An 11,903-nucleotide genomic window follows, 5' to 3' on the forward strand; every position below is an offset into this window, starting at 1 on the left:
GTAATTTAACAATCTGAAAAAGCAATTTGCTTCGTTCGGTCGAAATTGAACTTTTCGTTCTATTTAGCCCGCCCTTCGCAAATACTTTTTCCGTTATGTGCAACCCTAAACAGACAGCGTATAAATTATGAACAGAATAATAAACTTTTTACTTTTCATATTTCTGCTACAATTTTTGACAAGTTGTAACGGGCAGACAAAATCTAATGCAGTAACCCAACAAAATACCACCACCAAAAAAAGTGTCGGTGGTGGTTGTGAAGGTTGTGAATTGATGTATGTTGGAATACCCAAACAAATTCTATCCGAGCATATCAGTTTAGGTTGGACAGAAGGTAAACAAAAACTCATTTTGACAGGTAAAGTTTTCCAACTTGACGGAAAAACACCTGCATCTGATGTCATCATATATTATTGGCATACGGACGATAACGGTTTGTATTCATCAAATGACGAAACACCCAAACAAGCAAAGGAACACGGTAAATTGCGAGGTTGGGTAAAGACTGACAAGAGTGGAAACTATACAATAAAAACAAGTAGACCTACTGCTTATCCTAATGATAATATTCCGCAACACATTCACCTATCCGTAAAAGAACCAGACATCTCTAACGAATATTATGCTGACCTTTATTTTGATGATGACCCATTGTATCTAAACCATAAGAAAAAATATGGCAAACTTGACAGAGCAGGAACAGAACTACTAAGAATTGTTTTAGACAGTAATATTCAAATCGCAGAACACAATATTGTATTAGGATTGAATATTCCCGACTACCCTACTAAAAACAAGGCAGACATTCAATCGGTTTTAAAAATTGGTGAAGACCAACCTTCATTTATGCCATTTCACGCCTTTGGACCCGACAAAGGAACAAGGACTTGTCCAGTTTGTAAATATGGACGCTATCACGGAATTGTATATTTTGTTGGTGATAATCCAAATTGGGACGAAATCAAAAAATGGCTTAGACAATTAGACAACGAAAGTGTAATAAGAGAAAAATACCTTAAAGCATACTTTGTTTATGGAAATTCAAAAAATTATAATAAGCAGACACGCCAAACAGAATTAGAAAAAATCGGAAAAGAATTAAGGCTTCAAAAAATTGCTTTGACTTTTGTTCCATCATTTGCAGATACTGAAAGCGAAGCAAACCTTAATAAAGTAAATGCAAGTGTTGAAAATACATTTATCATTTACAGACACAGAACAATAGTTGACAAATATGTAAATCTAAAACCGACAGAACAAAACTTTAAACTTATTGCAGAAACACTTGACAAAACAAAAGGAAATTATTTTGACTTAAACGAGCCAAAACACGAATGATAAGGAGGGCTGCACATAACAAGGTATTGCCAAAAGCGGGGCGAAACGACTTCGATTGTTCATTTGTGCAAAATTCATCATTCGTTCTTCGATTGAACTTTTATGCTTAAAATCCCCGCCTTCGGCAATACCCAAACCGTTGTACGACATAGTAAAACCCACCTCGTAAAAATGAAAGTTCGTGACGAAAAACTAAAAGCAATAATTGATTGGTCTAAAAATAACCGAGACATAAGAGCAGTATTATTGACAAGTTCACTTGTAAATCCATTAGCACCTGTTGACGATTTTAGCGACTTAGACATTGAACTTATATTCGAAAATAACGCCAAATATATTTCAGACAATACTTGGACAGAAAATTTTGGAAATCCAATTGCAATGGTTGAAGAAGACGAAACCTATTTCGAAGGTAAACACGCTATGAAAATGGTTTTATATGCTGACTATGTCAAAGTAGATTTCAAATTATACAGCAAACCCGAATTTTTACTTGACGCAAAAAAAAATGAATTACACGAAGATTGGGATATTGGCTATAAAGTTTTGGTGGATAAAGAAGGGCTAACAAATAGTCTAAAAAAGCCTACTCACCAGATTTTTATAATAAAAAAACCTACAGAAAAAAAATTCAAACAAGTTTTAAATGACTTTTGGTGGGACATTGCTCATACCGCAAAATGTATTATTAGGGATGACTTGTTTTATACAAAGTTTATGACTGAAAATAATATCCGAACAGACTATTTAATCCCTTTAATCGAATGGTACATTTCAAGCGAACATAATTGGAATATTACAACCAATAAATACGGCAGACTTTTTAAAAAATACCTGACTACCGATTTGTGGGAAACAATAGAACAAACATTTTCAGGAAGTAAAAAAAATGATAATTGGGATGCTTTATTTGCAATGGCTGATTTAGTTTCAAAAATTGGAACTGAATTATCGAAAAAACTAAATTATGATTATCCCAAAAAATTAGAAAAAGACATACGAAAATATTTGGACGAATTAAAAACTAAATAAATAACTACGTCGTACAACAAGGTATTGCCAAAAGCGGGGCTGAACGACTTCGATTGGACATTTGTGCAAGGTTCAACATTCGTCCTTCGTTTGAACTTTTGCGCTAAAAATCCCCGCCTTCGGCAATACCCAAACCGTTGGTGGCAATATTAAAAAAGTGTTCATTCCAAAACCTATTTTTATAAACTCCATTACTTGACACAGACCTTTAGTAAGACAAAAACAAATCGCATGTTTCGCTTAGGTTATAAACTTGCCTTTGAAACAACAAAACCCAAAAAGAAAGATTGGGAAGACATTTTTGCTTTGTGGTGGTGTGCTGCCAAAGCCGGACACAAAAGAGCTCAATTTTATTTAGGCACCTGCTATGACAATGGCTATGGAACAGACAAGGATTTACACTTAGCTTTTGAGTGGTACTTAAAAGCCGCAAAAGCTGGACACCGAGACGCTCAATTTAATGTTGGGTTTTTCTATGCCACAGGAGAACTTGGTTTTAAGAACGACAAGAAAAAAGTGTTTTGGTATTCTAAAGCTGCAAAAGCTGGACTAATTGACGGGAAAAGAGATTTGGGTTATTCATATTTCTATGGTGAAGGAGTTAAGAAAGATCAAACAAAAGGGGTTTATTGGTATAAAAAAGCAGCAGCAAACAATGATAGCATGGCTCTTTATAATTTAGGCCTTTGTTACAAACACGGCGAAGGTGTAAAACAGTCAAATCGCTGGGCCAAACATTTTTTTACAAAAGCTCTTGAGTACGGACACATAAAGGCAAAAGGACAACTTAAAAAGCTACAGTAGACAAATACTGCCACCAACATGGGGTTTGCCGCAAGTGTGGCTGGACGCAAGTACAATCGGCAGTTTTACAAAGCCAAACTTCAGTTCGGGCAGGACAAGCAACTTTGATCATCAAATCTTAACTTCAACAAAATAATTTTAATCAGCAGCGGTTGTCGGCGGACGGAATACTAATCCCACACCTGACGGCAAGCCCTGATCGTTGTAGGCAATTTTACAAAACCCGTTCCCAACAGAAAAACCAATGAAATTTGACAAACATTTTCCGACTGAACAATTAAAATCCTACATCAAATATTTTGTAGTGTCGGAGAACGAATTGGAAAATGAATACAAAGTTTTTCCGTCTTCGGGACTTGTTATCGGGTTTCAGTATAAAGGACAACTTGCAGCTGTGAAAGACAACACCGAAAGCAAACTAACTACGGCAGGAATTACAGGTATTACTGATGGTTACAAAGTCTTCAAAAATTCGGCAGACATAGGAACCATTTTGGTTTACTTTACCGAAATTGGCTTTACTCATTTTGCTTCACATCCTGCCAACGAACTCTTTAATTTAAGTCTTTCACTTGAAGATATTTTTGACAAAAACAGTGTAACCGAAGTTGAAGAAAAATTAACAATTGCCACCACAGACAAACAACGCATAAAAATAGTTGAGCAGTTTTTACTATCTCAACTCAAAGACATTGAAACCGACAAATTAATTGTTGAAGCGGTTAAACTTATTTACCAAAGCAACGGAACAATCCGCATAAAAGAATTGAACGAAAAGCTATTTATCAGCCAAAGTCCATTTGAAAAGCGATTTAGAAAAGTGGTGGGAACGACAGCCAAAAAATTTGCTTCTATTGTTCGCTTCAACACAGTTCTTGACAATCTAAACGACAGTAAAACGCTGACCGAAATCTGCTACGAAAACAATTTTTTTGACCAAGCACATTTCATAAAAGACTTTAAACAATTTACAGGCGACACACCCGAAAATTTTAAACGATTTTTGTAGAAAAACGATTTTTTACAATGACAACGATTTTAAGAATTGCAATTTTGCATCGTAATCATAACGCAAAAAGACAAAATGAGAAAAGCAATCTTAAAATCAACAATCATTTTCGCAGGTCTAAGCATTATGATTTCATGTAATTCAAAAAATCGTTTAACAATTAAAAATCAAGAAAAAATGTTTACAGTAGAACAAATCAAAACGGCTCACAGCAAAGTAAAATCAGGTGCAGACTTTCCTTCGTATATCAAAGAAATTAAGGCGTTAGGTGTTACTCATTACGAAGCATATGTAACAGACGGACATATTGACTATCACGGAGGAAGCGATTATACAGCAACTGTTCCGGCAAAGTATGAACCATTAGAAATTGCAAACACGCCAAAAACAGAAGAGTTCAAAGCGGAATTATTGGCTCATCAACAAGGAAAAACAGATTACCTGACTTTCATTAAAATGTGTGCAGAAACAGGAGTAGAAAAATGGGAAATTTGTATGGACAAAATGACCTGCACCTATTACGACAAAGCAGGAAATGAAATTTTAGTGGAAGAAATTCCGCAATAAAAAACTGCCTACAACATCGGTTTGGCAAAAGCAGGGCTGAAGTGCAAACTTCAGCTTTTGTGCTTCTATTAAACTTTTGTACATTAGCCGAACGGAAGTGCTTCGATTGCCCTGCCTTCGCCAAGCCGCGGGACGTTGTATGTCACCCTAAACAGCATCCTACTTAAATTCAAACTAACATGACTTTGCCACCCGACCCCACGCTATTTTTAGCACATTGCAAGGGACACAAAGCCGACACACAAAAGCCAACCTTGCAAAGAGATAAAAATGCTAACGCACAGCCCACCCACCCCGGCTGACGAATATCTATCAACATTTGTTCGACACTTCAGTAATAAATCATCACTCAACACCAGGCCCACCCACCCCCCAGCGGACAGAATTCTTTTCATCTGCTGGGGAACTTGAGCGGGAATACTATAATCAACATCTTTTCAACAAGGCAACTTATAAGAGCATTAAAACTTCACATATTACCGTAAGTCAATTAATTTGCATAATATGCAATGAATATGAGTAAAAAAGCAATAAATCGATTAAAGGTTGTACTAGTTGAAAAAAATCTCAGCAGCAAATGGCTTGCAGAACAACTAGACAAAAATGAGGCGACGATTTCGAGATGGTGTACTAACGACGTACAACCGCCGCTTACTACACTGGTAAAAATTGCTGAAGTTTTAAAAGTTAATGTAACAGATTTATTAAATAATAAAGTAGAATCAAAAAATACAAAGAGTTAAATGGATAATGCAAATAAAATATCAGAATTAAAAGCAAGGCTTACTGAAGAAATTCAGAAAGAACCTTCTGATAACACTATCATTTTATCTCTTTCAAATGAAATTGCAAAACTTGACGAAAACCAAATTCGTTTTTCGGTGGATGCCGGAATAATAAATAGACTAGGGAAAGAATTAGTAGGAAGACACGAAACTGCCGTTTCAGAACTTGTTAAAAATGCCTATGATGCAGATGCAACCGAAGTTAAGCTTGTCTTTGAAAATGCGTGGCAACCAAATGGCAAATTACTAATTGAAGATAATGGTGTTGGAATGACAAGAGCCCAACTCATTAATGGTTTTATGAGATTGTCTTCATCTGAAAAAATACATAACCCTATTTCTGAAAAATATAATAGAACCAGAGCAGGGAAAAAAGGTATTGGAAGATTTGCAACACAGAGATTAGGAAACAAATTGACAATCATAACTCAAACTTCCGAGGCAGTAAATGCAATAAGAATTACAATTAATTGGGATGAGTTTGCTACTGACAAGGACTTATTAAGTATCACTAATCAAATTGAAATAATTCAAAAGTCAAAAGACGAGGGTACCGACTTAATAATCGAGGGTCTAAGAGAAGGTTGGTCTGATGCAATGATAAAAAGAGTGTTCAGGTATACATCTGACCTTTTACAACCCTTCCCACTTTCCAAAAAAAGAAAAAAAGAAGAAACACAAAGAACCGACCCGGGTTTCAAAAGTTCATACTACAGAAAACATGAAAATGATATAACGCCGATTATTGATGAGGATGAAGCTATTTATAAACATGCAGTTGCAGAAATTGAAGGTTATATTTTGGAAGATGGTCAAGGCTGCTGGTCTTTAAAAAGTAACAAACTCAATTTTCCGGAAGAAATATTTTTGATAGGCAAAAACAGAGAGAAAGAAGATTCAAAATTTCATTTCATCAAAGACGTACATTTTAAATGCTATTATTTTATATGGGACTCATCTCTTTTGCCACCCCAATCTTTATCATTCATTAGGGAAATTGCGAATGAAAGAGGCGGCATAAGATTATACAGAAACGGATTTAGAGTACTCCCTTATGGAGAAAGGGGAAATGACTGGATAGGATTAGATGAATCAGTTCGTAAGAGAGTTATATTAGCACCACATGCTAATAATAATTTCTTTGGATTTGTTGAAATTACCGATAAACAAGGGTTGCTTTTTGATGAAACATCAAGTAGAGAAGGGCTTATAGAGAACGATGCTTTACATGAATTAAGTGACTTTATATATCGTTCTGTTGTAAGTGCTACGCAAAAGGTCGCAGAAATAAGAGGGCGAAAAGGAACAACTTCACAAAAAGACTGGAAAAAGGAAGATGAAAATCCTTCTGAAAAGGTAGATGCAACAATAAAAGATTTAGAGACTATAGTCGATACTGAATCGAATAGTAATATTTCTGATTCAGAAAATACATCTTCAAAACTTAAGGATGTAGTAATTAAATTGAAGGATGAAAGAGAACGAGAGAAGCAGTATTATGAAGAAGACAGAAAAAGGCTTATTGATGAAAATAACATGCTACGCATTTTAGCTGGTCTTGGATTAGTCATTGGAGAATTTGTTCATGAAGTAAAAAGATTTTTACCTGCGTTTGATGCGGATACAACATTTCTTAAAGATGCAGTTAAAACTCATACGGAAGCATTAAAAAGAGCAGACAGATTAGATACAAATTTAAAATCCTTTACAGTTTACACTTCTTATTTTGACAAAGCTATTTCACAAAATGTATTAAGAGAACTAAAACCAATTGACTTGAGGGATGTAGTAAATGACTTTGAAGAAGTGATTCAGAATGATATTAAACGTTCGGGAATTACATTTCATAAACCAGTTTTCACTGCTTTTGATTTGTATACAACACCGATGCATCCCTCCGAGTGGGCATCAATACTTTTCAACTTTTATACTAACTCAAAAAAAGCAATAAAACGTAAACAAACGAAGGGAGAAATACTTATTAAATGTGGTGAAGATGATAAAAATGTTTTTTTGGAATTTTCTGACAATGGTGACGGAATTCCAAAAGAGAATGAGGAGTTAATTTTTAATGCCTTCTTTACCACATCCTCGGCAGCGGGTCATTCAACATCGGAATCAGAATCACTAACAGGTACTGGATTAGGGCTCAAAATAGTTAGAGATATTATAGAAAGTTACGGAGGTTCAATTTATGTAATGAATTCTGAAAAGAATTTCAATACAACACTGAGAATCGAAATACCATCAAATAAAAACAATCAAGACAATGGCTAAATATAAATTCTTATACCTTGATGATGAAAATGACGAAACCACTGCTGCAATCGCCGATGGTTTACAAATAGATGGACTAATTGAAGTTACGTATGAACAACCCAAGACTTTTGGGGAAGAAATAAAGGATTTAAAAGCAAGACTTAAAGATTTTGACGGTCTGATACTAGACCTGCGTTTAGATGGCAAAGCACTTGATATTGCATATAATGCTCCTTCAATTGCTCAGGAATTAAGAATGATTGCTGGAGAAGGGGGTGTTAAATCATGCCCAATTATTTTGTGTTCAACTGACGAAAAAATGAGAGCTACCTATGATGTTGAAAAAATTTGCCATGAACATTTTGATTACAAATTCACTAAACAAGTTTCCCCACCTTGGAAAAAATTTGCTGTCAAGCTATCCTCGCTAGCTAAGGGTTATCAATTTATTTCTGATTCAAATTTTGACATGCCTGTTATTTTGGGCAGAGAAGATTTATCAGCTCTAGATACAAGAGTTTTAGAACATTTTACTGATTTAGCGAAACCATTGCCTACTTATGATTATGCGTCCTTTGTTATAAAGGAATTGTTTCATCAACCAGGCGCATTAATTAAGGAAAAATTATTAGCTGCAAGGTTGGGAATTGATATCGATAAGTCATCAGATTGGCAGAATCTTTCGGAAGGCTTCTTTTCAAAAGCATTTTTTTCTGGAGTGTTTTCAGATGGTTGGAAAAGATGGTGGATGGATATTGTTCAGAATATTTTTAAAGAAACTACAAAAGGCAAGAGACTAACAATGCTGAATGCTTCGGAAAGAGTTAAACTTCTATCAGAAATTTCCGGGCTTAAAAATTTAGTTGCAGCATTACCTATGGAATACAATAAAAGTTCAAATTTCTGGACTATTTGCGAATTTTTTAAATGTCCAATCGACCCTTTGGAGGGTTTCAAAATTCATACAACAATAGAGCCCAAAGCATGGCAAGACGAGCGGTATGTTTCTTTAAAAGCAGTTTTAGAGAAAAGATATCCTCGTCCTCATTCTTCTGAAAGTAATCGTATCAAATTAATCAAAGAAGAACTTTCTAGCAAATGAGTATTCCAAAGAACATTATGCTTTTTCGAGAAAAAAGAGCTTCAGAGCTTCGAATGGTTGCGAAATCATTGGAAAAGACAATTGGTGGCAGCATAAACACATCTCCTATATTACAAGCCGCTAAACAATTAGAAGATATCAACTTCATTCCAACACTCAAAGATGGAACCAGAGACCCAAATTTTTGGGGCTATGAAATAGAAGACTTTATAATCCCTGTCGAAACCATTAAACATATTAGACCAAAAGGAATAAAGGATGTGAGTATTACTCTAAATATGAAGGTTATCGCTAATTCAAATGAGTGGCTTACATTAAGCGACCCTTTAGCCGATTTAAATTTTAATGTTCTAATTAGAGGTATTGGTACGGAAAGTTGTTATGCTGGCTTTCACATTGACCGGCATGACATGAATTTAGTAAGTACTGAACCGCATCCCATATATCACTTACAATACATGGTAAACCCGTTAGATAGCGATGACTTTAATTATGGCTCGGTTCTTCATTTAGATACACCTCGAATCATGCATTACCCAATGGATTTTATTTTAGGAATGGGTTTTTTAACATCTAATTTTTATCCAACAGCATTTGAAGTGTTACTTGATGATGGCATTTTTACCAGCCTATATAAAGAATATCAGGAAAGAATATGGAAACCATTTGCCCATACGATGGCAAATCATTGGGACTTTGATAAAGCAAATATTATTTGGAAACCAACTTCAACGCTTTGTCCGTACTTAATATGAAAAATCTGATTTTTAAATACCTTAGTTCTAACTGTTCAAGTAAGCCAACCGAAATTGACCGTCTTATTGTTTCTGCATTTCTTAAAGCCAATAATTTAACAGTTCAAAAAAATGAATTTTTAAAGGGTTATGTAATAAACGAACAACATGCAAAAGATTTTTCAAAACTTTTAGCTTTTACAAGTATAATTAAGAATGAAATAGGAAATTTTGACACAGAGCAACTTATCGAACTTTTTGAATTTGTTGTTTCTCCTGCAGACAGAATTATTAATGGGGCTATCTATACTCCTTTAAATATCCGTGACTACATTATTACACAAACCTTTACAGCAAAGAATAAATCAATTAGTAATTTAAAAATTGCTGATATCTCATGTGGATGCGGCGGATTTCTATATAATGCTGCAAAAGAAATTAAACGACTAACTAATAAAACCTATTTTGAAATTTATAGAAGCCACATATATGGCCTAGATATACAAACTTACTCTGTTACTAGAACGAAACTCCTTCTCTGCCTTTTAGCACTAATTGAAGGCGAAGACCGAAAAGAATTTAAGTTTAACTTATTTGTTGGAGATGCATTAAATTTCAGTTGGAGAAATATTTTGAAAAAATTTTCTGGCTTTGATATCATCTTAGGAAATCCTCCCTATGTGTGTTCTAGGCATCTTAGTGAAGAAACAAAAAAAAGCCTTACCAAATGGAAGGTATGCAACTCAGGGCATCCCGACCTTTACATCCCGTTTTTTCAAATCGGAATAGAAAGCCTCGCAATTGACGGTATTCTTGGGTTCATTACTATGAATAGCTTTTTTAAAAGCTTAAATGGAAGAGGCCTTAGAGAATATTTTCAAACAAACAGTTTAGAGTTTCGGATTATCGATTTTGGAACAGAGCAAATATTTAAATCAAGATACACTTACACTTGTATTTGCCTTATAGAAAACAGGAAGGAAAGTTCTATCAAATATTACAAATCAACTGGTGTAAACCAATTACCAAATAATCAAAATCTTTTTAGCATTATTAATTATTCAAAATTAGATTTTAAGAAAGGTTGGAATTTGCAAAACCATGAAATAATTTCCAAAATTGAATCGACAGGTGTTTCATTAGGAGACTTGTATAAAACTCGAAATGGAATTGCAACCCTCAAAAATGATATCTACATTTTTAATCCAATCAAAGAAGATAAAGACTTTTACTATCTTCAAAATGGAAGTGTTTTTCCAATAGAAAAAGGAATTTGCAGAGATATTCTAAACTCAAATAGGCTAAATACTACAGATAGTTTTTCTAAATTAAAAGAAAAAGTAATTTTCCCTTATGATGATGGTATAAAACCTCAACTTTTAAAAGAAGCCTTTCTTAAAAGAAATTTTCCAAAAGCATATAAATATTTAGAAAATAAAAAAACTATTCTTGCTGCAAGAGATAATGGCGAAGGGGATTACGAAAGCTGGTTTGCTTTTGGTAGAACTCAGTCCTTAGAAAAAATGAAGCATAAACTTTTCTTCCCACATCTGGCTGCCAAAGTTCCCAATTACTTAATCAATTCAGATGAAAACTTATTATTTTATAACGGACTTGCGTTACTTGCTGAATCAAAAAGTGAATTGTTGGTAATGAAAAAAATAATGGAATCAAGACTTTTTTGGTTTTATATTAAAAATTCAAGTAAGCCATATACTTCGGGGTATTTTTCATTCAGCAGTAACTATATTAGAAACTTTGGTATCTGCAACTTAGACCAAGACGAAATAAAATTTGTGATTAATGAAAAGGACAAAGAGGTGCTTGACAGTTTTTTTGAAACTAAATATGACATTGAACTTCAAAAAGTAATTTAGCCGACGCACCAAGTCAGGCACATTTGCAAGGCGTACAAAGCCGCCACACAAAACCAACCTTGCAAAAGAGCCTGCCTTGTTCCTACGCTTCCGGGACACACCCTGCCACGGTAGACACAGACTAAACATTTGAAGAACCAAGACGAAGGGCGAACATACAACAGGGGGTTTGCTGCTATGCTGGCAGACGAATATATACTCAGCTTCATATCGCTATCAGCCCATATCCAGCCGACGGAATTCTATCATCTTTTGTTGTTATCTTCATCATCAGTTTTTCAATCGGCTGCGGCTCCGGGCTGGACATTATAAAATACCAGCACAGCAGCAAGCCCTGGCCGTTGTGCGTCATATTATGAAGAGTCTCATACTCCTAGCATTCTTTTTTTTAAGTA

General features: G+C 34.7%; 10 protein-coding genes. All 10 read left to right on the forward strand.

The features are described 5' to 3' along the window. The first annotated feature begins 127 nt into the window (after window positions 1-127). Window positions 128-1,339 (forward strand): dioxygenase family protein, encoded by a 1,212-nt coding sequence (locus tag V7Q13_RS17215; RefSeq protein WP_333801906.1) that lies wholly within the window; start codon window positions 128-130, stop codon window positions 1,337-1,339. Between the two features lie 171 nt (window positions 1,340-1,510). Further along, window positions 1,511-2,371 (forward strand): AadS family aminoglycoside 6-adenylyltransferase, encoded by an 861-nt coding sequence (locus V7Q13_RS17220; RefSeq protein ID WP_025069680.1) that lies wholly within the window; start codon window positions 1,511-1,513, stop codon window positions 2,369-2,371. A 231-nt stretch (window positions 2,372-2,602) separates the two neighbouring features. After that, window positions 2,603-3,175: a tetratricopeptide repeat protein gene (locus V7Q13_RS17225; protein ID WP_333801907.1), complete on the forward strand. Its 573-nt coding sequence runs from the start codon at window positions 2,603-2,605 to the stop codon at window positions 3,173-3,175. A gap of 244 nt (window positions 3,176-3,419) precedes the next feature. Further along, on the forward strand, window positions 3,420-4,184 hold the full coding sequence (locus tag V7Q13_RS17230) for a helix-turn-helix domain-containing protein (RefSeq protein WP_333801908.1): 765 nt from the start codon (window positions 3,420-3,422) through the stop codon (window positions 4,182-4,184). 75 nt (window positions 4,185-4,259) lie between these two features. Further along, window positions 4,260-4,751, forward strand: coding sequence for a DUF1398 domain-containing protein (locus tag V7Q13_RS17235; RefSeq protein WP_333801909.1), 492 nt, complete (start codon window positions 4,260-4,262; stop codon window positions 4,749-4,751). A 515-nt stretch (window positions 4,752-5,266) separates the two neighbouring features. Further along, window positions 5,267-5,494 carry a helix-turn-helix transcriptional regulator gene (locus tag V7Q13_RS17240; protein ID WP_333801910.1) on the forward strand — a complete coding sequence of 76 codons (228 nt, stop codon included), beginning with the start codon at window positions 5,267-5,269 and terminating at the stop codon, window positions 5,492-5,494. Further along, on the forward strand, window positions 5,495-7,813 hold the full coding sequence (locus V7Q13_RS17245) for a sensor histidine kinase (protein WP_333801911.1): 2,319 nt from the start codon (window positions 5,495-5,497) through the stop codon (window positions 7,811-7,813). Beyond that, window positions 7,806-8,897 (forward strand): hypothetical protein, encoded by a 1,092-nt coding sequence (locus V7Q13_RS17250; protein ID WP_333801912.1) that lies wholly within the window; start codon window positions 7,806-7,808, stop codon window positions 8,895-8,897. Before V7Q13_RS17245 ends, V7Q13_RS17250 begins: the two co-directional genes overlap by 8 nt. Further along, window positions 8,894-9,652 (forward strand): hypothetical protein, encoded by a 759-nt coding sequence (locus V7Q13_RS17255; RefSeq protein ID WP_333801913.1) that lies wholly within the window; start codon window positions 8,894-8,896, stop codon window positions 9,650-9,652. The genes V7Q13_RS17250 and V7Q13_RS17255 overlap by 4 nt, the downstream gene beginning before the upstream one ends. Then, window positions 9,649-11,508: an HsdM family class I SAM-dependent methyltransferase gene (locus V7Q13_RS17260; protein ID WP_333801914.1), complete on the forward strand. Its 1,860-nt coding sequence runs from the start codon at window positions 9,649-9,651 to the stop codon at window positions 11,506-11,508. The genes V7Q13_RS17255 and V7Q13_RS17260 overlap by 4 nt, the downstream gene beginning before the upstream one ends. Window positions 11,509-11,903: the final 395 nt, after the last annotated feature.

It is taken from the genome of Phnomibacter sp. (genome assembly GCF_036803085.1).
Taxonomy (GTDB): domain Bacteria; phylum Bacteroidota; class Bacteroidia; order Chitinophagales; family Chitinophagaceae; genus Phnomibacter.